We start from the raw sequence: 21,581 nt of genomic DNA on the forward strand, positions 1-21,581 counted from the left end.
ACAACTTCTGGATAGCAGGTACAAACTGTGTTGAATACTTCTTTTTCTCCTTGGCCTTCGTTCAGTGAAGAAGAGGCTGAGGCAGTCCGTAACGTGTTGCTTTCCAACAAGGTCAACTACTGGACTGGCCAGGAGTGTCGTGAGTTCGAGAAGGAGTTTGCCGCGTGGGCAGGGACCGACTACGCCATTGCCCTGGCCAACGGTACCGTGGCCTTGGACTTGGCTCTGAAGGCCCTCGGTATTGGTGAAGGCGACGAAGTCATCGTGACTCCGCGCACCTTCCTGGCCTCGGTGTCGAGTATTGTCAACGCGGGTGCCATCCCGGTGTTTGCCGAGGTGGACCCTGACTCCCAGAACATTACGGCTGCCACCATCGAGCAGGTGATGACGCCCCGCACGCGTGGGGTTATCTGCGTGCACCTGGCGGGTTGGCCATGCGATATGGACCCGATCATGGCATTGGCCGAGCGCCATGACCTGAAGATCATCGAAGACTGTGCCCAGGCGCATGGCGCAACCTATAAAGGGCGCCCGGTCGGCTCGATCGGTCATGTAGGGGCATGGTCGTTCTGCCAGGACAAGATCATGACCACTGGCGGCGAAGGTGGCATGGTCACCACCAGCGATAAACAGCTGTGGGCCGATATGTGGGCCTACAAGGATCATGGCAAAAGCTGGGAGGCGGTTTACCAGCGTGATCATGCGCCGGGTTTCCGGTGGCTGCATGAGAGCTTTGGCACCAATTGGCGCATGCTTGAGATGCAAGGTGTGATTGGTCGCATCCAGCTGCGTCGCATGCCGGACTGGCATACGGCACGCCTGGGTAATGCCCAGGCGATCTGGGCATGCGCACGGCAGCAGCCGGGCTTGCGAGTGCCTGAAATCGCCGAAGATATCGTCCATGCTGGCTACAAGTGTTACGTCTTCATCGAGCCGCAAGCGCTGGCGGACGGCTGGTCGCGTGACCGAGTCATCAACGAGATCGTGGCGCGCGGCGTACCCTGCTATGCGGGTTCCTGCTCCGAGGTCTACCTCGAAAAGGCCTTCGAGGGCACGGGCTGGCGTCCGCAGCAACCGCTGGCGGTAGCTCGCCAGCTGGGTGAGACCAGCATGATGTTCCTCGTGCATCCGACATTGACCGCAGCTGAGATCGACAAGAGCTGCGCCGTGCTGCGCGAGGTCATGGCCTTGGCCACGCAAGGTTAGTCGTGCGGATGTGGGCTCGGTACGGTCGTACTGGGTTAGAGGTGGGGGAAGTGATCGGTGGGGTTGCCTTTGGTGGGACCCGCCGATCATGTCAAGGATGGATCAGAGATGATGCAATGGTGGTTGGCACCGCTGGTGGTATTGGTTTCTTTGTTGTTGACAGCGAGCCTGCGCCATTATGCGTTGGCCAGAAGCCTGGTCGATGTCCCCGGTCCCCGTCGCTCGCACGCGGTGCCGACGCCGCGTGGCGGTGGGATGGCGATCGTCGTGTCGTTCCTTTCGGTAATCGTGCTGCTGGCCGGTGCCGAAATGCTCAACGCCCCAATGTTGTTTGCCTTGCTGGGCGGTGGCGGCTTGGTCGCGGTGATCGGTTTTATCGATGACCACCGGCATGTCCCGGTGCGCTGGCGGCTGGCGGGGCATTTTGTCGCCGCGGCCTGGGGGCTTTACTGGGTTGGCGGGGTACCGCCGCTGGTGATGTTCGGCACCCAGGTGAGCCTGGGTTGGGTGGGAGCTGTCATTGCCTTGCTTTATCTGGTCTGGCTGCTCAACCTCTACAACTTCATGGACGGCATTGACGGCATCGCGGGCATCGAGGCCGTGAGCGTCTGCATGGGTGCTTGCCTGATCTACTGGATCGGTGAGGGTGAGCACCTGATGGTGTTTCCCCTGGCACTGATGTTGGCCGTTCTCGGTTTCCTTTACTGGAATTTCCCTTCGGCGAAGATCTTCATGGGCGATGCCGGCAGTGGCTTCCTGGGATTGGTCCTGGGGTTGCTGTCGTTGCACGCCGGCTGGGAGTCATCACAGCTGTTCTGGTGCTGGTTGATCCTGCTCGGGGTCTTCGTGGTGGATGCGACTTATACGCTCATTCGCCGCCTGTTGAGGGGCGTGAAAGTTTATGAAGCGCACCGCAGCCACACCTACCAGTTGGCTTCGCGGCGGGCGGGAACGCACTTGCCGGTCACTATTGCCGTGCTGCTGATCAATGTCTTCTGGTTGTTGCCAGTGGCGGCGTGCGTCATGCTGTTCGATATTGATGGGGTCGTTGGCCTGCTGGTCGCCTACGTGCCGTTGCTCGCATTGGCTGTGGCCTATAATGCGGGCGGTGATGCGTAGCGTTCGGTAGGAAGCCGGATGAATACCTGGCGCTTGAACAACAGAAGTTTCGCAGATGGGGGCAAAGGTGTTCGATAGGGGTTGGGAAGGCGTGCGAGCATTTCTGCTGGGTTTGCCGCGGGCGAAGAAACGAATGATTCAGGTGGCGGCCGACCTTCTGCTCGTGTGGATGGCCATGTGGTTGGCATTCGTTGTCCGTTTGGGTATCGAAGAATCGGCCGATCTGGTGAGCCATCATCTTTGGTTGTTTGCCTGTGCACCGTTGGTATCCATTCCGATTTTCATCCGCAGCGGGATGTACCGGGCGGTCATGCGCTATTTTGGCAACGACGCGCTGATCGCCATCTTCAAGGCGGTGACCTTGTCTGCGCTGATTCTGGGGGTGATCGTCTATTGGTCGGCGAACCATCAATACCTCGTGCCGCGCTCCATCATTTTCAACTACTGGTGGTTGAGCCTGGTGCTGGTTGGTGGGTTGCGCCTGGCCATGCGGCAGTACTTCCTGGGTGACTGGTTTGCCACCGTGCAGCACATTCCCTTCAGCGGTCGCAGTAATGATGGCGCGTTGAAAGTGGCAATCTACGGGGCAGGCTCTGCGGGCAACCAGCTGGTTGCCGCATTGCGCATGGGAAAGGTCATGCGGCCGGTGGCGTTCATTGATGATGACAGTGGCATCGCTGATCGGGTGATTGCTGGCTTGCTGGTCTACAAGCCCGAGAACATTCAGAAAATGATCGAGGAGACCGGTGCCCAGGAGTTACTGCTGGCTGTTCCTTCGATCAGTCGGGCGCGGCGTCGTGAGATCCTCGGCCTGCTCGAAGGCTACCCGCTGCATGTGAGGAGTGTGCCTGGATTCATGGACCTGGCCAGTGGTCGGGTCAAGGTCGATGACTTGCAGGAGGTGGATATCGCCGACCTGCTGGGGCGTGACGCGGTGCCAGCCCAGGCCGATCTGCTTGAGCATTGCGTAAAGGGCAAGGTGGTGCTGGTCACCGGTGCGGGCGGCTCGATCGGTTCGGAGCTGTGCCGGCAGATTCTTGCCCTGCGGCCCTCGACGTTGCTGCTGCTCGAGCACAGCGAGTTCAATCTGTACAGCATCCTTACCGAGCTAGAGGGCACGGCCCGCCGCAAATCACTGGCGACCCGTATCCTGCCGATCCTCGGTTCGGTGCGTAATGCCGCCCAGCTCCTGGATGTGATGAGCACCTGGCGTGTCGAAACGGTGTATCACGCCGCGGCCTACAAGCACGTGCCGATGGTTGAGCACAATATCGCCGAGGGGGTGCTGAACAACGTCATCGGCACCTTGAACACCGCGCAGGCCGCGTTGCAGGCTGGGGTTGCCAACTTCGTGCTGATCTCCACCGACAAGGCCGTGCGCCCGACCAATGTCATGGGCAGTACCAAGCGGCTGGCCGAGATGGTGCTGCAGGCGTTGAGCCGGGAGCAAGCACCGGTGCTGTTCAATCAGCCGAGCAATGTGTCGCGGGTCAACAAGACCCGTTTCACCATGGTTCGCTTCGGCAATGTGCTGGGTTCGTCCGGCTCGGTCATCCCGCTGTTCCATCAGCAGATCAAAACGGGCGGGCCTTTGACGGTGACCCATCCGAAAATCACCCGCTATTTCATGACCATTCCAGAGGCGGCTCAGCTGGTGATCCAGGCGGGGTCCATGGGGCAGGGCGGGGATGTGTTCGTGCTGGACATGGGCGAGCCGGTGCGGATTGTCGAGCTGGCGGAGAAGATGATTCACCTGTCCGGCCTGAGCGTGCGTTCCGACAGCAACCCGCACGGCGATATCGCCATCGAATTCACGGGTTTGCGGCCAGGCGAGAAGCTCTATGAGGAGCTGCTCATTGGCGACAATGTCGTGTCCACCCCCCATCCGATGATCATGAGCGCTCAGGAAGACTACCTGGGTTGGGACCTGCTGAAGGATCGTCTGGCGATCATGCTCAAGGCGATAGATGAGGACGACTACCCGCTGATCAGGCAACAGTTGCGTGAGTTGGTCAGCGGTTACAGCCCTGACGGCGAGATCGTCGACTGGATCTATCAGCAGCGTCGGCGCGAGCCCTGATTGTAGCGCGCGCATTGATCGCGAGTGGGCGCGCCATCCTGGCGATTCGCCGAAATACCCTAACGGCACCCGTAGGTGCCGTTTCCTGACACGACCGTTCGGTCGTGTATCCCCTTCCGAGCTTGTTTGCAGCGCTACCAGAGCCTGCTGCGGGCTCGGCCTTCTCGCGATACAGCCATTGGTCGTACTGCCCGAGCACTCCTGCCGGCCTGTAGGGGGCATGTGCTTTTTAGGTCATGACCGTTTGGCGGATTTCTCGGTGCTTCCGACGAAAGTTAATTGACTTTCATTTTTTGTATTTTCTTTGTTTTCGTGAGTGATGGCAGCGTCTTTCCTGCACATTGAAGAATTTTTTCCAATGAAAGAACGTGACCAAGATTTCACAAATATAAGATTTTTCTTACGAAAACTTCAGAAAACTCCGCGCTCGTGTTACCCTTTCCGGCGTTTTTTTGCAATGGCTTTTTGATAGCACTTTCAGTTTTCAGCGCCCCGCTTCGGTGGGTGTCATTCAGGGATGGAAGATTTGTGGCGGTGCTATTTCAGCCTCCCGGCGTCGATATGCCAGGCAATTTGGCATTTTCTCGAGAGCTCAGCCTCCCGGGATCGTCTCGTGTCGCCATTCTCATGTGCACCTACTTCGGTGCTGAGTTCCTCGCTCAGCAGCTCGACTCGTTCGAGCGGCAGGATTATCGCAACTGGACGCTGCATGTTTCCGACGATGGCTCCCAGGATGCTACGCACTTGGTGCTGGAGGAATATGTCCGGCAGTGGGGGGCGCCTCGAATCCGTGTGGTCGATGGGCCAAGGGCGGGTTTTGCACGTAACTTCCTGACGTTGACCTGCCGTGCCGATATCGAGGCGGACTACTTTGCCTGGTCTGATCAGGACGATATCTGGAGCGCCGAAAAGCTGCAGGTGGCGGTCGACTGGCTGGATGGCATTCCTCGAGAGGTGCCTGCGCTCTACTGCGGGCGCACCCAGATCATTTGCGAAGAGGGAGAGCCCCGCGGGCTGTCACCGCACTTTTCGCTCCCGCCACATTTCAAGAACGCCCTGGTGCAGAGCATTGGCGGCGGCAACACCATGGTGTTCAACCAGGCTGCGCGTGCGCTGATCGTGGAGGCGGGTGGCAGTCTGGCTGTGCCGGCCCATGATTGGTGGTGCTACCAGTTGGTCACCGGGGCGGGAGGTATCGTGCATTACGATCCCCAGCCGCGTGTGTTCTATCGCCAGCACGGCAAGAACGTGATTGGCAGCAATACGGGCTGGTGTGCGCGCCTGCGGCGCTTGGGCATGGTTTTCCAGGGGCGTTTCTATGAGTGGAATGCCCAGAATATCCAGGCCCTTGAATCGATGAGCCATCGCCTGAGCAAGGACCACCGCAAGACCCTCGAGCTGTTCAAGACCGCACGCAAACGCAGCCTTCCTGGCCGGGTGGTCTACCTCTTCAAGGCCGGACTGCACAGGCAGACGTTCCTTGGCAACCTTGGCTTGCTTCTCGCGACACTACTGAAAAAGATCTGAACACATGACTATTCTGGTAACGGGTGGCGCTGGTTTTATCGGTGCCAACTTTGTGCTCGACTGGGTTGCCCAGTCCGATGAGACCCTCATCAACCTGGACAAGCTGACCTACGCCGGCAACCTGGAAAACCTTGCCAGCCTGCAGGGCAATGAGCGGCATGTCTTCGTGCGCGGCGACATTGCCGATGGCGAGTTGCTGCAGGCGTTGCTGAGCGAGCATCGCCCGCGGGCGGTCGTCAACTTCGCGGCCGAATCCCATGTCGATCGCTCCATCCATGGCCCGGAAGATTTCATCCAGACCAACATTGTCGGGACATTCCGCCTGCTTGAGGCGGTGCGTGCCTACTGGAATGGGTTGGAAGGCCAGGCCAAGGAAAAGTTCCGTTTCCTGCATGTCTCGACCGACGAAGTGTATGGTTCGCTGGCCAGCGAGGCTCCGGCGTTCACCGAAAAGCACCAGTACGAGCCGAACAGCCCGTATTCGGCGAGCAAGGCTGCCAGCGATCACCTGGTCCGGGCCTACCATCACACCTATGGCCTGCCGGTGCTGACCACGAACTGCTCGAACAACTATGGCCCCTACCACTTCCCGGAAAAGCTCATCCCGCTGATGATCGTCAATGCCCTGGCGGGCAAGGCGTTGCCGGTGTATGGCGACGGCCAGCAGATTCGCGACTGGCTGTACGTGAAGGACCACTGCAGTGCAATTCGCCGCGTGCTCGAGGCCGGCGTGGTCGGTGAGGTGTACAACGTCGGCGGCTGGAATGAAAAGCCCAACCTGGAGATTGTCGAGCGCGTCTGCGCCCTGCTGGACGAATTGCGCCCGCGCGCCGACGGCAAGGGGTATGCCGAGCAAGTCACCTATGTCACCGATCGTCCTGGCCATGACCGCCGCTACGCCATCGATGCGCGCAAGCTCGAGCGCGACCTGGGTTGGACGCCGGCTGAAACCTTCGAGACCGGCATCCGCAAGACGGTCGAGTGGTACCTGGACAACCAGGACTGGGTCGAAAGCGTGCAGTCCGGCCATTACCGCGAGTGGGTCGAAAAGAACTACGCCGAGCGCAGCGCATGAAGATTCTGTTGCTGGGCAAGAATGGCCAGGTGGGCTGGGAGCTGCAGCGCAGCCTCGCGCCGCTGGGCGAGCTGGTGGCGCTGGATTCACGGCAAGGCAACCTGGCAGACCTGCAGGGCCTGGCCGAGACGCTGGCACGCCATGCGCCTGACGTCATCGTCAATGCCGCGGCTTATACCGCGGTGGACAAGGCCGAGTCAGAACCCCAGCAGGCACAGCTAATCAATGCCGAGGCGCCGCGGGTGCTGGCCGAGTTTGCCGCGCGCAACAGCGCGCTGCTGGTGCATTACTCGACTGACTACGTGTTTCCTGGTCACGGTGATACACCTTGGCGCGAAGGCGATGATGTCGCGCCGCTGAACGTCTATGGCCAGAGCAAGCTCGCCGGAGAACAGGCTATTCAGGCCGCCGGCTGCCAGCACCTGATCTTGCGCACCTGCTGGGTCTATGCCGCGCGTGGCAACAACTTCGCCAAGACCATGCTGCGCCTGGCCAGTGAGCGCGACACCCTGGGGGTGATCGACGACCAGTTCGGCGCTCCCACCGGTGCCGAGCTGATCGCCGACGTCACGGCCCATGCCATTGTCGCGACTCGGCGTGATCCAGCCTTGTCCGGGCTATACCACCTCGCCGCCGGTGGCGAGACCAGTTGGTGTGGTTACGCCCGCTTCGTCCTCGAGCAGGCCGCCGCCGCTGGCGTCAAGCTGAAAGTCTCGGCCAAGGCCATCAACGCCTTGAGCACCGATGCCTACCCGACACCTGCCAAGCGCCCGGCGAACTCCCGCCTGAATACTGAAAAACTGCAGAAGGCCTTCTTGCTGAACCTCCCCGCCTGGCAACACGGGGTAGCACGGATGCTGACGGAAATTATCGAGAAGCAATGATGAGCAAACGTAAAGGAATCATCCTGGCCGGTGGGTCGGGCACTCGGCTTCACCCCGCGACTTTGTCGGTCTCCAAGCAGTTGCTGCCGGTGTACGACAAACCGATGATCTATTACCCGCTGACCACGCTCATGCTGGCCGGTATTCGCGACATCCTGATCATCTCGACGCCGCAGGACACCCCGCGTTTCGAACAGCTTCTGGGCGACGGCCAGCGCTGGGGCGTGAACATCTCCTATGCCGTGCAGGCATCGCCGGATGGCCTGGCCCAGGCTTTCCTGATCGGTGAGCAGTTCATCGGCAACGACCTGTCGGCGCTGGTACTGGGTGACAACATCTTCTACGGCCACCACTTCAGCGAACTGCTCGACAGCGCGACCACCCGTGAGCAGGGCGCCACGGTATTCGCCTATCACGTCAACGACCCGGAACGCTACGGCGTGGTCGAGTTCGACGACCAAGGCAAGGCCATCAGCCTGGAAGAGAAGCCGCAGCAGCCCAAGTCCAACTATGCCGTCACTGGCTTGTACTTCTATGACCAAAGCGTTGTGGATATTGCCAAGAGCATCAAGCCGTCGCCTCGTGGCGAGCTGGAAATCACCGATGTCAACCGGATCTACCTGGAGCAGGCCAACCTGTCGGTGGAAATCATGGGGCGCGGTTATGCCTGGCTGGACACCGGCACCCACGACTCGCTGCTGGAGGCCAGCCATTACATCGCGACCATCGAGCACCGTCAGGGCCTGAAGGTCGCCTGCCCCGAGGAAGTGGCCTTCCGTCAGCGCTGGATCACCGCGCAGCAGCTGGAAGACCTTGCCGCCCCCCTGCTGAAGAACGGCTATGGCCAGTACCTCAAGCGCTTGCTGCAGGAGAAGGTCTTCGGATGAAAGCGATCCCGATGGATATCCCCGACGTGGTGCTCTTCGAACCCCGTGTCTTTGGCGATGAACGTGGGTTTTTCTTCGAGAGTTTCAACCAGAAGATCTTCGATGAGGTGGTCGGGCGCGCGGTGACTTTCGTCCAGGACAACCACTCGCGCTCGGTCAAGGGCGTATTGCGCGGCCTGCATTACCAGGTGCGGCAGCCTCAGGGCAAGCTGGTGCGTGTGGTACAGGGTGAAGTATTCGACGTGGCCGTGGACATTCGCCGAGGCTCGCCAACTTTTGGCCAGTGGGTCGGTGCTCACCTGTCGGCCGAGAACAAGCGCCAATTGTGGGTGCCGGAAGGCTTTGCCCATGGTTTCGTGGTGCTCTCCGAGACGGCCGAGTTCCTCTACAAGACCACCGACTACTACGCCCCGACGCACGAGCGTTGCATTGCCTGGAATGATCCAGATATCGCGATCGAGTGGCCGTTTGCCGGTGAGCCGCAGCTGTCGGGGAAGGACCAGCAGGGCAAGTTGCTGGCCGAGGCGGATGTGTTCGAACAGCTTGATGGCTGAGCACGATGTGCGCGCTGGCCTGGCCGCTGGCGGCGCGTAATTCCTTGCATTTCATTTTTGGCTCGAGCTGACGGGTATGTCACAGATCGAAAATCTCTCGCCTGCACAAGCGTTCGAGCTGGCCATGGGGTCAATGCGTCAGAAGCGCTGGGTTGAGGCCGCGACGCTTTGGCAGGCATTCCGCCAGCAATATAGCGGCCACCCCGCGCCATGGTTGCAAGGGGCGGTCAGCTTGATGCGCCAGGGGCACTACCACGCTGCGGATGAATTGCTGGCGCATGCGCGGGTACGCTTTGCCCAGCATGCCGCCACGTGGTTGACCTGTGCCGAATGGGCGCGTCTGCAGGGCGATCTGGCTCAAGAGTCGGCCTTTCTGAGCCAAGGGCGCGAGCAGATGGGCGAGCAATGGCAGCTGCTTTGCCAGGCGGCCGATCTGGAAATGCGCCGAGGCGATCCCGTCCAGGCCCAAGTGTTCAACGCGATGGCCCGCGAGTGCGCTGGCGAACGCTGCGAACCGGTGCTCCAGGCCGCAGAGCTGGCTGAAAAGCGCGGTGACTGGGAGCAGGCCGCAGACCATTGGCGACGAGTGATCGAACTCAAGCCGGAAGAGAGCCGGGGTTACTTGCAGATGGCCAATGCCTGCAAGATGCAGGGCGACCTGGTGAATGCCCGGCGTTATCGCCTGGCTTCCCAATATGGCCCCGAGATCCTGAACGCCGTGGTGCCGTCGCCACAGCCCGCGGCGCTGCATCAAGGTGCCAGGCCGAGGGGGCGCTGGCTCAACTTCGCGGGGCTGGTGTTCACCAAGGCCATCTTGAACCTCAAGTCCGAAGCGGCCAGGACTTATCTGAACCATGCCTGGGTGGTCATCGAGCCGCTGCTGCATCTGGTGATCTACTACTTCCTGTTCGGCAAGCTGCTCAATGCCGGCGTGGAAAACTACGGGCTGTTCCTGCTCTGTGGGCTGGTCCCTTGGATGTGGTTCAGCAAGGCGATCTCGACCAGTGCGACGAGTATCCTCGGCGGGCAGTCGTTGATGCTTAACAGCAATGTGTCGCCCGCGTTCTTTCCCTTGGTCAGCATCGTGCAGTCGACCCTCAAGCAATTGCCGGCATTGCTGCTGCTGTTATTGCTAGGCATGGCGACGGATCCGAAGTCCCTCAGTTGGGCCTTGTTGTACTTGCCGCTGATCATCCTGGTGCAACTGCTGTTGACGGTGGTGCTGGGCATGTTGCTCGCCGCCGCCGTGAGCCTGGTGCGCGACCTGGCCAATCTGGTCGGGACCGGCCTGATGCTGCTGATGTTCCTGTCCGGGGTCATCTATCAATACCAGACCCTGTCTGGCGCCATTGGTCACTGGGTTGAGTTCAATCCCATGACGCTGGTCATCGCGGCGTACCGCGAGGTGATCTTGCAGGGCCGTGCGCCCGATGTCGCCAGCATGGCCTACGTACTGGCCGTGGCGCTTGCCGGCGGCGTGCTGGTGGCACTGATCTACAAGCACCAGCGCCGTCACTTCGTGCGCAGGGGGATGTCATGAGCAAGCCTTTCCTGTCGCTGTGCGATGTCGGTGTGCGTTTCAAGTTGGCCGGGCAGGGGCGCCGGGCACACTATTTCGAGCCCTTGCGTGGCGTCAACCTGGAGGTCCAGGCCGGCGAAACATTGGGCGTGCTCGGCATGAACGGCGCAGGAAAGTCCACGTTGCTGAAGATCATGTCCGGCGCATTGAAGCCAGACAGTGGCCGTCTGACCAACCATGGGGCCTCGGTGGCCCTGCTGGCGCTTCAGGCGGGTTTCGACAGCAACCTCAGTGGGCGGGACAACGCCATTTTCGGTGGCATGTTGCTGGGTTACTCCAGGAAACAGATCCTGCAACGGCTGGATGAAATACAGGAATACTCCGAGCTCGGTGACTACTTCAACGAGCCGGTGCGCAACTATTCCACTGGCATGGCCTCCCGCCTGGGATTCGCCATCAGCACCACGGTCAGCCCCGATGTCTTGTTGGTCGACGAAGTGCTGAGTGTCGGGGATGCCAGTTTCAGGAAAAAGGCCGAGCGCACCATGATGCAGAAGATCGCATCGGGGCAGACAGTCGTGCTGGTCTCGCATTCAAGAAGCCAAATAGAAAACTTGTGTGATCGTTGCGTGATCTTGCAGGACGGCCAGGCCATTGCCGGCGGGTCGGTCGGCGAGGTGCTGGCGATTTATGACGAAATTGTTCGAGCAAAATAATTGTTTGTTGGGGGAGTGTATGAAGCCGTTTGTGTATGGGATGACGTTTTCGCTGGCCTTGGCGTTGGCGGGCTGCGGCTCCGATGAATCCGAGGCAGTGGCCGTGACCACGTCGACTGATAGTTGCCACCTGGACTTCATCAATGGCAGCCAGGAGCGCCTGGTGCAAGTGGCCCCGGGCCGGATGGATATCCGTGGTTGGGCATTCGACAAAAGCACCATGACCACGCCTGCGAATATCGAAGTCGTGTTCAAGGATGCCCAGGGCAATGCCTTCAACTTCGCGGGTGGCAAGCGCGGCGAGCGTCTCGATGTAGCCAAGGCCTACAGCCGTGACACCATCAAGAATGCCGGTTTCCTGCTGTACGCGGACGCCTCGGCGCTGCCGCAGGGGGTTTACAGCATCATGGTCAAGATGTCGGAAGGCAAGCGGACCGTGCAGTGCACGATCAAGAAGAACGTCAAGTTCATCTGATCACCATCCTGAAACTGAGCTGAGTAAGGAAATTTAGGTTGGGTATCCTGCAGAATGTGAAAAACCGCCTGCTCTATCCGGCGGCGTACGCCTATGTCTCCATGCAATCGGACCTGAACCGGCTGAAGAGCATTGGCAAGAAAGATAAAGCGGTCTTTGCCAAGCCTTACCAGGGCGAAAAGATCCTGTTGATCGCCTTGTTCGAAAAAGGCGAGATCCGCCAGGACATCCTGCACTTGCTGGCCAGTGCCAAGCGCCAGGGCATCTATGTGCTGTGCGTCAATACCTTGAAAATCGGCAACCCGAGCCAGTATGACGATGTGGTTGACTGCTACATCGAAAAATACAATTTCGGTCGCGATTTCGGCAGTTACCAGACCGGCTTCAACTACCTGTACAAGCAGGGGATGGCGGAGCAGTGCCCGCGCTTGCTGATGCTCAACGACAGTGTCTTCTACAGCGAGTCGAAAAACTGCGCGTTTCTCAAGGACATGCTCGAGTCTCCGGTCGAGGCCCTCGGCGGCACGGAAAACTTCGAGATCGAGCATCACCTTGGTTCGTTCTGCATCGCCTTCGCTGGGAACGTGTTGCGTCATCCCAAGTTGCGCAAGTACTGGGCCAGCTACAAGTGCTCGGATGTTCGCCCGCTGGTGATCAAGCGCGGGGAAATGGCATTGTCCAAGACCCTGCGCTCGTGTGTCAGCTCGCCGGAAAACTTCCGTGCCCACTACGATGTCGCGGCAGCCTCCGCGTACCTCAGGGCCAACCCCGACGTTCTCAATAGCATTCACGCGCTGGTGCGGGAAGATGTCAACCCGGAGTTCCGCAGCTTCTCGTTCGGCCATGTCTCCGAGAAAGTGGTCGCCAAATACCTGCACAACTCGGCCAGTCTGGTCGGGGTCAACCTTGAAGGCACCGAGCTGGAGAAACTCGAGAACTTGCCCGTGCACTACACGGCAAGCATCGAGGACTACAGTCGTTTCATTGGCGCCAGCGTGATAGGAGGGGAACATGTAGGCGAAGCGCTGACGGAGTCGCTGCGCAGCGAGGCGCTGTACGCCTTCCTCGACTTCTTCATCAAAGGTTCGCAGGTTCACCAGAACGGTATCTTCCTGCACCGCATCGGCTTGCCGTTCATCAAGCTCGATGGCTTGTACCGCGGCGCATTCTCGGTCCGTGACGTGGAAACCATTGCCGACGACCTGAGTGAAGAACAAGCGTCGCGTTTCCGTCGCTTGATGTATGCCAGGCCGTTCGGACGCAACACCTTGTTTGGTTGGAAGCGTGCGGCATTCGAGCGGGGGTTGATCTGAGATGATGAACCAGGGGGAAGGCGCAGGTCCGATGGACGAAGGGCTTGCCGAGATGATCGACAGCGGCAAGTTCTCCATTGATGTCGACCTGAACAACCAGGCCATTTGTGGTTGGTATGCCGGTGCGGACGGTCAGACCACGGTGTCGCTCTATCACCGCAGCCTGTGCCTTGGCACGGTTGCCTGCGATCAGCCGCGACCGGATGTCGTGGCTGCCGGGTATCACGCCGATGGTGCGTGCGGCTTTTCCTTCCCCGGTGGCCGATATGCACTGCAGCCGGGCAACATCTACAAGATCGTGATTGCCAATGCGTCTGCGCGCATTGAGCAATGGCGACTATATGGCGTCCAGGCGGACTGGCATTCGCGCTTCGTGGTGCATGAACTGCTGCCTCGGCATGAATATGCTTATCTGGCCAGTGACACCGAAAGTGTCCTTGCGCAAAGCTGCGACCTGATTGCCTACAAGAACCTGATGATTCGCTTGCGCCGAGGCAAGCGAGGGGTTTCCGGGCGTGGCAAGTTCGTCGGCATGGATTACCCGCATGCGGCGTCCGATTTCACGCATTTTCGCTTTCTCAGTGAATCGTTATTGCCCTTCTGGCTCGAGTTCCTGGACGCGCGTTACCTGTGGTCGCTGGTGGATACCTTTGCGGACTATGGTACGGCAGAGGAGCGTCTGGGCGCCTTGGCGGTGTCCAACTACATGTATGCCGAGCGCTTCTTCCAGAGCCGGCAGTGTATTTTCGATGACGTCGAGAAACCCGACGAGCGCAAAGTCTTCAGGCCGCAGTTGCCTTATTGGGGGGGCATGAAGACCAATCAACTCGCCGAAGACGATGCGATGGATGTGTTCTTCACCAGGAATATTGAAATCCTGGCCTGCGCTCCCCTGGTACGCCGCGTGTTCTTTGAACTCATGCGTCGTTCCGCCGCTGAAGCGGGTTCCGGACTTGGCTTCAACCTTGCCCATAGCCAGTACTTCCGTGAGCTGTTCGCTGTTTATGAACGCGAATACTTCTCCTGAGGATGTTATGTATATTATCGACTGCACGTTGAGGGATGGTGGCTACTACAACAATTGGGACTTCCCACAGGAAGTGGTCAATAAATACCTGCAGGCCATGGCGGCCGCGGGTGTGGATGTTGTGGAACTGGGGCTGCGCAGCCTCAAGAACACCTCGTTCAAGGGGGCCAGCGCGTTCACCACGGATGATTACATTCGTGGCTTGAATGTGCCGTCCTCACTCGATGTGGGCGTCATGCTCAATGCCTCCGAGTTGTTCACGCCAGGCCTGACCCTTGAACAGGTCCTGGCCAAGTTGTTCCCCCAGTCACGCGAGCACTCGCCAGTCAGCCTGGTCAGGATTGCCTGCCATGTGCACGAATTTGCCGCCGCGCTGCCAGCGGTCACCTGGCTGAAAGCGCGTGGCTTCCAGGTGGGGTTCAACCTGATGCAGGTCGCCGATCGCGGGGCTGAGGAGATCAAGGCGCTGGCGCGCCAGGCGAGCGAATGGCCGCTGGATGTCCTGTACTTCGCTGACAGCATGGGCAGCATGAACCCCGATGATGTCGCCGAGGTGATTGGCTGGTTCAGGGCTTACTGGCACGGCCCAATGGGCATCCATACCCACGACAACATGAGCCTGGCGCTTGCCAACACCCTGCGGGCAAAGGCCGAAGGCATCCAGTGGCTGGATGCGACGGTTACCGGCATGGGGCGCGGGCCGGGTAACGCCAAGACCGAATACCTGGTGCTCGAGCTGACCGAGGGTCGCCGACAGGCGTGCAACATTACCCCGCTGATGGTGCTGGTGGAGCAGTACTTCAAACCCCTGCAGCAAAAGTGCGGCTGGGGCACCAACACCTATTACTACCTCTCGGGCAAATACGGGATTCACCCCACCTACATCCAGGAGATGCTCGGCGATTCTCGCTACAGCGAAGAGGACATCCTCGCCGTGATCGAGCATTTGCGTATCGAGGGCGGAAAGAAATTCAGCCTGCATACGCTGGATGCCGCGCGTAACTTCTACCAGGGGCCGACGCGTGGTGCCTGGAGCCCGGCGCAGTTGATCGCGGGCCGTGAGGTGCTGTTGATCGGTACCGGGCCTGGCGTGGCCGCGCACAAGGCGGCGCTGGAGCGTTACATCGAGAAGGCCAGACCGTTCGTGATCGCGCTCAACACGCAGACCACGCTCGAGTCGGCGCTGATCGATGTTCGCGTTGCCTGCCACCCCGTCCGGCTGCTGGCCGACTGCGCCGAGCACGTTTCGTTGCCCCAGCCGTTGATTACGCCAGCCTCGATGTTGCCCGAGGACGTCAAGAAGGCCTTGCAGGGCAAGACGCTGCTGGACTTCGGCATCGAGGTCAAGGCCGATACGTTCGAGTATCTCGAGCAACACTGCGTCCTGCCGGTCTCCATGGTTATTGCCTACGCCCTGGCCATTTCCACCAGTGGCAAGGCTTCGCGAATCCTGCTTGCAGGCTTTGATGGCTATGGCGCGGATGACCCCCGCAATGCCGAGATGGTGCAGTTGTTCAAGCTCTACTCCGCCAGTGCCGGTGCCCGTGCTGTGCTGGCCGTGACGCCGACCCGGTATGACGTGCCCTGCGTGAGCATCTATGGCGACCTCAAGGAGCCGGTATGAGCGTGTCGTGTTTTCTTCCCTGCCGTAAGGGCAGCGAGCGCGTGCTGCGCAAGAACATCAAGCCCTTCGGTGGCTACGAGTTTGGCCTGATCCAGATCAAGCTTGCCCAGTTGCTGGCCTGCGAGGCGCTGGACGAGGTGGTCCTGAGCACCAATGACGATGACATCATTGCCTACGCGCAAACGCTCGAATCCCCCAAGCTGAAGATTCATCGGCGCGAGGAGGGCCTGGCCAGCAGCAGCACGAGCACGGATGAGCTGGTCGCGTTGGCCCATGCCATCACCTCGGGCGAGCATATCGTCTGGACTCACGTGACCTCGCCGTTCTTCACCTCGGCCTGCTACAGCGCTGCGATCGAGCGCTATCTGACCAGCACCGCGCAAGGTTTCGACTCGCTGATGTCGGTAAAGAAGATCCAGGGTTTCCTGTGGAACGAGGAAGGGCCGGTGAACTACGACCGCGCGCAGGAGAAGTGGCCGCGTACGCAGACCCTCAAGCCGCTTTATGAGGTCGACAGTGCAGTCTTCATCAGCAGCCGCGCCAATTACCGGCACTACAACGATCGAATCGGCAAGACGCCTTTGCTGTTCGTTTCGCCGGCGCAATCCGGGTTCGATATCGATTGGCCGGAAGAGTTTGCCCTGGGCGAAATGATGGTCAAGAGCGGGGTGGCGGTATGACTGTCGATCCACGTGGCTATGCCACCCTGGTCTTCGACTGCGACGGCGTCATCCTCGACTCCAACAAAGTCAAGACCGAAGCCTTCTACAAGGCGGCGCTGCCCTATGGCGACAACGCCGCCAGGCAGTTGGTGAGCCACCATACCCAGAATGGCGGAATCTCGCGCTTCAAGAAATTCCAGTACCTGCTCGATAACCTGGTGGCCCCCGGCACACCAGGCCCCGACTTGGAAACACTGTTGGCCAGCTATGCCCGTGAGGTGCGTGACGGCTTGATGAGTTGCGCGATCACCCCGGGATTGCACGAACTGCGGGCCCGCACGCCGAAGGCGCGTTGGCTCATCGTGTCTGGTGGCGCGCAAGCGGAGTTGCGCGATGTGTTCGAGGCGCGCGGCCTGGCCGAGTTGTTCGACGGCGGTATCTATGGCAGCCCGGATAGCAAGGAGGACATCCTGGCGCGCGAGATGGCCTGCCAGAACATCGTCCAGCCGGCGTTGTTCCTCGGCGATAGCCGTTATGACCATGTGGCTTCTTCGGCCCACGGCCTGGACTTCGTGTTCATTGCCGGCTGGTCGGAGTTCCAGGGCTGGCAAGCCTATTGCCAGGCGCACCAGTTGGCGGTGGTTGCGACCGTCGCGGCGCTCAACGCATGAATCGACAGCCCGGGCTGCTGTGACCGGGCTGTTTGCCGAGCGATTTCACACCGGATCGCTCGATCCATGAAAGAGATGAAAAATGGCTTTTTACCCCTGCTTCCTGTCCGTCGTCTTCGTGGTGAAGAACCAGGCTTCAGCGCTGGAACGCATGCTCACCGACGCCGCCGCTGTGGTGTCGTCGCTGGTCAGCGACTATGAGTTGATCATCGTCGACAACGCATCGGACGACGACAGCATCGCCACGCTCAAGCGCCTGACGGGTGAACAAGGCCTGGCCAACCTGCAGGTCTATGCGTTGACCAAGGAAGTCGATGGCGACACCGCCTCCTGGGTGGGCCTGGAAAACGCGCTTGGTGATTATGTCGCGGTCATCGATCCACTGCTCGATGACATCGGCTTCGTGCCGCAGATGCTCGAGCAGGCGACCGAGGGTGCGGATGTGGTGTTTGCCAGCAACCAGCAGAAACCGGCGCAGAGCTGGGCCTATCGCACGGCCTACACGGTGTTCCATCGCCTCTACAGCGCCTTCAACGGTGTGCACCTGGCCAAGGAAGCACCGCAGTTTCGCATCCTCAACAAGCGGGTGATCAACTTCATCCTGCAGCATCCCCAGCCAGCCATGACCTATCGTCACCTGCCGGCCACCGGTGGCTTTGCCCGTGCCTACCTCACCTACAGCGCCACCCCGGCAGCGCCGGCCACCAAGCGTCTGGGCGAGAGCATCGACCGGGGCATGCGCCTGCTGGTCTCGACCACCCGCGCGCCGATGCGCCTGGTGACCTCGCTGTCACTGTTCGGCGCCATCGCCAACCTGGTCTACTGCATCTACGTCATTGCCATCGCGCTGTTCAAGGACAACGTTGCGGCGGGCTGGATCAGTGTTTCGCTGCAGCAGTCGGGGATGTTCTTCCTGATTTCGCTGGTATTGCTGGTTTTGGGCGAGTACATCCTCAACATGGCCAGCCTGTCCAACGAGGGGCCGCTTTACCACGTGGGCCAGGAACTCAACAGCGCCCGCATCACCCGCCGTGAGAAACTCAACGTCGAGGATGTCTCGGCAGGCGCGGCCAACCAGTCTGCGGCGCAGGAGCACGGCTGATGGAGGGCGCGCGTACCGCCGATTTCGATGCGGTGGTCATTGGTGGAGGCTTCTATGGTTGCTCCATCGCGATCTACCTGGCCAGGCAGCGTGGGTTCAAGCGTGTCCTGCTGGTGGAGCGCGAAGCATCGCTGCTCCAGCGCGCCTCGTATCACAACCAGGCGCGGGTCCATAATGGCTACCACTATCCGCGCAGCTTCACCACCGCTTACCGCAGCCGCATCAACCTGCCGCGTTTCGTCCAGGACTGGCCTGAGGCCATCCGCCAGGATTTCACCAAGTTGTATGCCATCGCGCGGCGCAATTCGAAAGTCACTGCCGCGCAGTTCCAGCGCTTTTGCCGGGATATCGGCGCCAGCGTCGTGCCAGCCGCGCTCGAGCACAAGCGATTGTTCGAGCCGCGCCTGATCGAAGAGGTGTTCCTGGTGCAGGAATACGCTTTCGACACGACCCGTTTGGCCGCCTGGGCCCAGCGCGAGCTCGGTGAAGGTGGGGTCGAGGTGCGCTGCAACAGTCGTGTTGTGGCCATCAATGGCCTGCCTTCGCAACAGCAGCAGGTTGTCGTGCAGGGGCAGGGCCTGGCATCCGAGGCGATTACCTGCCGGTATGTCTTCAACTGTACCTACAGTGGCCTGAACCAGTTCGCGGGGGATTTTCCGGGCGTGCGCAGCGGGCTCAAGCAGGAAATTACCGAGATGGCGCTGATGCGCATGCCCGACACGCTGGAGGGTATCGGCGTCACGGTCATGGACGGGCCGTTCTTCTCGATGATGCCGTTCCCCGCGCGCGGCCTGCACACGCTGTCGCATGTGCGCTACACCCCGCACCTGCACTGGAACGACCAGGCCGGGCTTGATCCCTATGCACGGCTGGACGAGTATGCACGCGCGTCGCGTGTCGACCGCATGATTCGCGACGTCGAACGCTACATCCCGGCTATCCAGGGCGCCGTCCATGTCGACTCGCTGTTCGAGGTCAAAACGGTGCTGCTGAAGAACGAAGGGGACGACGGGCGACCGATCCTCTTCGAAAAACACCAAGGGCTGCCTGGCTGCTATTCCGTGCTGGGCAGCAAGATCGACAACATCTACGACGTTCTTGAACAGCTCGATGGCGAGGCGTTCACGCCGGCCTCGAGGCAGGAACGCCAGGGGATCGAGTACTGAATGAATACCCATGCACTGATAGGATTCTCCGGGTTCGTCGGCAGCACACTGCTGCGCCAGCAGGCGTTCGCCTCGCGCTACCGTTCGAGCAATATTGCCGAGATCGAAGGCAAGACCTTCGACACCGTGGTATGCGCGGGCGCGCCAGCGCAGAAATGGATCGCCAACCGTGAACCGGAGGCTGATCGGCAGACGATCGACGGGCTGATCGCCCACCTGAAAACCATCCGTTGCAAGACCTTCATCCTGATCAGCACCGTGGATGTCTTTGCCAATGCCCAGGGCGTGGATGAGGACAGCCCGGTGCAGGAACAGGGGTTGCACCCCTATGGCCTGAACCGGCGGCGGCTGGAGCGTTTCGTCGAGCAGTGGTTCCCCGAGCACCTGATCGTGCGCCTGCCGGGCCTGGTCGGCCCAGGCCTGCGCAAGAATGTCATCTATGACTTCCTCAACGACAACAACCTTTCGGCCATCGACAGCCGCGGGGTGTTCCAGTTCTACCCCATGGTCAACCTGTGGAGCGATATCCAGGTGGCCCTGGCGGCCGGCCTCAAGTGTGTTCACCTGACCGGTGCGCCGGTCAGCGTCGCCGATATTGCCAACCAAGGGTTCGCCATGCCGTTCGCCAATAGCCTGGCCAACCCGCCTGCCCGCTATGACATGCGTACCCGGCATGCCGCGCTGTTCGGGACGACCGGCGACTACCAGTACAGCGTGCGTGAAACGCTGCTGGCGGTGCGTGCCTATGCACAGTCCGAACCGCGCAAGCAGGCCACCGAGGCCAGCGCATGAGACTGTCGATTTCCAACATCGCCTGGGACGTTGCCGAGGATGAGCAGATCGCCGCGCTGCTGGCCAGCGCTGGCGTGGATGCCATCGACATCGCACCGGGCAAGTACTTCCCGCAACCGGCCCAGGCTACCGAGCAGCAAGCCTTGGCCGTGCGCGACGCATGGCGGGCACGGGGCATCGAGATAACCGGGATGCAGGCATTGCTGTTCGGCACCAGCGGCCTGAATGTGTTCGGCGACGCGGCCAGCCAGGCGGCGTTGCTCGACCATCTGGAGGCGGTCTGTCGTATCGCCGGCTGGTTGGGGGCGCCTCGACTGGTCTTTGGTTCGCCGAAAAACCGCGACCGCAGCGGCCTGGACGAACAGCAGGCGCATGCCATGGCCGAAGTGTTTTTCCGTCGTCTGGGCGATATCGCCCAGGCCCACGGCGTGATCATCTGCCTGGAGCCCAACCCAACCTGCTACGGCGCCAACTTCATGACCAATGCCGCCGAGACCGCGAGGGTGGTGCGCCTGGTCGATCACCCTGCGGTACGCATGCAGTTCGATACCGGTGCGCTGGCGATCAATGACGAAGACCCGTTCGCGGTGCTGGCCGACTGCGCCGAACTGATCGGCCATGTGCATGCCAGCGAACCGCAACTGGTACCGCTGGGCGATGGCGCAACCGACCATGCACGCATGGCCGCCGCGCTGGCTCGGTACCTGCCGGAGCAGATCGTGGCAATCGAAATGGTCGCCACTGCCGATCAGGCACACGGGCAAGCCATTGTCCGCGCGTTGGACGTCGCGACGCGGCACTACCGGGGGGCGCAGGCATGAGCGCGAAGTGGTTGATCCTGATGCTCGGCATCCTGTCCAACGCGTCGGCGAGCGTGCTGGTCAAGCTGGCCATGCTGCCGCCGCGCAAGTTCCCGTCCCTGGCCGACCCCATGGCAGCGTTGAGCAACTGGCCGTTCTGGCTGGGATTGGGGCTATACGGCGCGGCGTTCCTGTTATACGCGGCGGCGCTGGCGCGGTTGCCCCTGAATGTGGCCCATCCGGTGCTGACGGCGGGGGCGGTGGCGACGGTGGCGTTGTTTTCAGTGGTGTTTTTTCGTGAGGCTTTCCACTGGACGACCGGTGTGGGGATCTTGTTGGTGATAGCGGGCGTCGGGCTGATTACGGCTCGGGTGGCGTGATG

At 60.7% G+C, this 21,581-nt stretch carries 20 protein-coding genes and 1 pseudogene; all 21 read left to right on the forward strand.

Features of this window, described 5'->3' with window-relative positions; all coding sequences use genetic code 11:
• The first annotated feature begins 27 nt into the window (after window positions 1–27).
• The 21 genes and pseudogenes from HU772_RS06885 (at window position 28) to HU772_RS06985 (ending at window position 21,579) form a co-directional block, all read left to right on the forward strand.
• Window positions 28–1,206, forward strand: a complete 1,179-nt coding sequence (locus HU772_RS06885) for a DegT/DnrJ/EryC1/StrS family aminotransferase (protein ID WP_186655972.1) — start codon at window positions 28–30, stop codon at window positions 1,204–1,206.
• A gap of 108 nt (window positions 1,207–1,314) precedes the next feature.
• Window positions 1,315–2,325: an MraY family glycosyltransferase gene (locus HU772_RS06890; protein WP_186655974.1), complete on the forward strand. Its 1,011-nt coding sequence runs from the start codon at window positions 1,315–1,317 to the stop codon at window positions 2,323–2,325.
• Between the two features lie 55 nt (window positions 2,326–2,380).
• Window positions 2,381–4,405, forward strand: a complete 2,025-nt coding sequence (locus tag HU772_RS06895; protein WP_186655976.1) for a polysaccharide biosynthesis protein — start codon at window positions 2,381–2,383, stop codon at window positions 4,403–4,405.
• A gap of 627 nt (window positions 4,406–5,032) precedes the next feature.
• Window positions 5,033–5,932 (forward strand): glycosyltransferase family 2 protein, encoded by a 900-nt coding sequence (locus HU772_RS06900; RefSeq protein ID WP_186656152.1) that lies wholly within the window; start codon window positions 5,033–5,035, stop codon window positions 5,930–5,932.
• 4 nt (window positions 5,933–5,936) lie between these two features.
• Window positions 5,937–7,007: a dTDP-glucose 4,6-dehydratase gene (rfbB, locus tag HU772_RS06905; protein WP_186655978.1), complete on the forward strand. Its 1,071-nt coding sequence runs from the start codon at window positions 5,937–5,939 to the stop codon at window positions 7,005–7,007.
• Entirely contained in the window at window positions 7,004–7,891 is an 888-nt protein-coding gene (rfbD, locus tag HU772_RS06910) for a dTDP-4-dehydrorhamnose reductase (RefSeq protein ID WP_186655980.1), read from the forward strand. Before rfbB ends, rfbD begins: the two co-directional genes overlap by 4 nt.
• Window positions 7,891–8,778: a glucose-1-phosphate thymidylyltransferase RfbA gene (rfbA, locus tag HU772_RS06915; RefSeq protein WP_186655982.1), complete on the forward strand. Its 888-nt coding sequence runs from the start codon at window positions 7,891–7,893 to the stop codon at window positions 8,776–8,778. The genes rfbD and rfbA overlap by 1 nt, the downstream gene beginning before the upstream one ends.
• A complete protein-coding gene (rfbC, locus tag HU772_RS06920; protein WP_186655984.1) occupies window positions 8,775–9,332 on the forward strand; it encodes a dTDP-4-dehydrorhamnose 3,5-epimerase in 558 nt (185 codons plus the stop codon). Before rfbA ends, rfbC begins: the two co-directional genes overlap by 4 nt.
• 76 nt (window positions 9,333–9,408) lie before the next feature.
• On the forward strand, window positions 9,409–10,872 hold the full coding sequence (locus tag HU772_RS06925) for an ABC transporter permease (protein ID WP_186655987.1): 1,464 nt from the start codon (window positions 9,409–9,411) through the stop codon (window positions 10,870–10,872).
• A 113-nt stretch (window positions 10,873–10,985) separates the two neighbouring features.
• Window positions 10,986–11,567, forward strand: a pseudogene (locus HU772_RS06930) (ABC transporter ATP-binding protein); the annotation flags it as partial.
• A 40-nt stretch (window positions 11,568–11,607) separates the two neighbouring features.
• On the forward strand, window positions 11,608–12,042 hold the full coding sequence (locus tag HU772_RS06935) for a hypothetical protein (protein ID WP_186655993.1): 435 nt from the start codon (window positions 11,608–11,610) through the stop codon (window positions 12,040–12,042).
• A gap of 38 nt (window positions 12,043–12,080) precedes the next feature.
• The gene (locus HU772_RS06940; protein WP_186655995.1) at window positions 12,081–13,355 is read left to right on the forward strand and encodes a hypothetical protein; all 1,275 of its coding nucleotides are present in this window, start codon (window positions 12,081–12,083) and stop codon (window positions 13,353–13,355) included.
• A gap of 31 nt (window positions 13,356–13,386) precedes the next feature.
• Window positions 13,387–14,382, forward strand: coding sequence for a hypothetical protein (locus tag HU772_RS06945; protein WP_186655997.1), 996 nt, complete (start codon window positions 13,387–13,389; stop codon window positions 14,380–14,382).
• A 7-nt stretch (window positions 14,383–14,389) separates the two neighbouring features.
• A complete protein-coding gene (locus HU772_RS06950; RefSeq protein WP_186655999.1) occupies window positions 14,390–16,006 on the forward strand; it encodes an aldolase catalytic domain-containing protein in 1,617 nt (538 codons plus the stop codon).
• Window positions 16,003–16,686 carry an acylneuraminate cytidylyltransferase family protein gene (locus HU772_RS06955; protein ID WP_186656009.1) on the forward strand — a complete coding sequence of 228 codons (684 nt, stop codon included), beginning with the start codon at window positions 16,003–16,005 and terminating at the stop codon, window positions 16,684–16,686. Before HU772_RS06950 ends, HU772_RS06955 begins: the two co-directional genes overlap by 4 nt.
• Window positions 16,683–17,339, forward strand: a complete 657-nt coding sequence (locus HU772_RS06960; protein ID WP_186656011.1) for an HAD family hydrolase — start codon at window positions 16,683–16,685, stop codon at window positions 17,337–17,339. The genes HU772_RS06955 and HU772_RS06960 overlap by 4 nt, the downstream gene beginning before the upstream one ends.
• A gap of 82 nt (window positions 17,340–17,421) precedes the next feature.
• On the forward strand, window positions 17,422–18,441 hold the full coding sequence (locus tag HU772_RS06965) for a glycosyltransferase (RefSeq protein WP_186656013.1): 1,020 nt from the start codon (window positions 17,422–17,424) through the stop codon (window positions 18,439–18,441).
• A complete protein-coding gene (locus HU772_RS06970) occupies window positions 18,441–19,607 on the forward strand; it encodes an FAD-dependent oxidoreductase (RefSeq protein ID WP_186656015.1) in 1,167 nt (388 codons plus the stop codon). The genes HU772_RS06965 and HU772_RS06970 overlap by 1 nt, the downstream gene beginning before the upstream one ends.
• Window positions 19,608–20,399: an NAD-dependent epimerase/dehydratase family protein gene (locus tag HU772_RS06975; RefSeq protein ID WP_186656017.1), complete on the forward strand. Its 792-nt coding sequence runs from the start codon at window positions 19,608–19,610 to the stop codon at window positions 20,397–20,399.
• Window positions 20,396–21,220, forward strand: coding sequence for a sugar phosphate isomerase/epimerase family protein (locus tag HU772_RS06980; protein WP_186656018.1), 825 nt, complete (start codon window positions 20,396–20,398; stop codon window positions 21,218–21,220). The genes HU772_RS06975 and HU772_RS06980 overlap by 4 nt, the downstream gene beginning before the upstream one ends.
• Window positions 21,217–21,579, forward strand: coding sequence for an SMR family transporter (locus HU772_RS06985; RefSeq protein WP_186656021.1), 363 nt, complete (start codon window positions 21,217–21,219; stop codon window positions 21,577–21,579). The genes HU772_RS06980 and HU772_RS06985 overlap by 4 nt, the downstream gene beginning before the upstream one ends.
• The last annotated feature ends 2 nt before the right edge of the window (window positions 21,580–21,581 follow it).

The organism is Pseudomonas xantholysinigenes (assembly GCF_014268885.2).
In the GTDB taxonomy this organism is placed as follows: Bacteria; Pseudomonadota; Gammaproteobacteria; order Pseudomonadales; family Pseudomonadaceae; genus Aquipseudomonas; species Aquipseudomonas xantholysinigenes.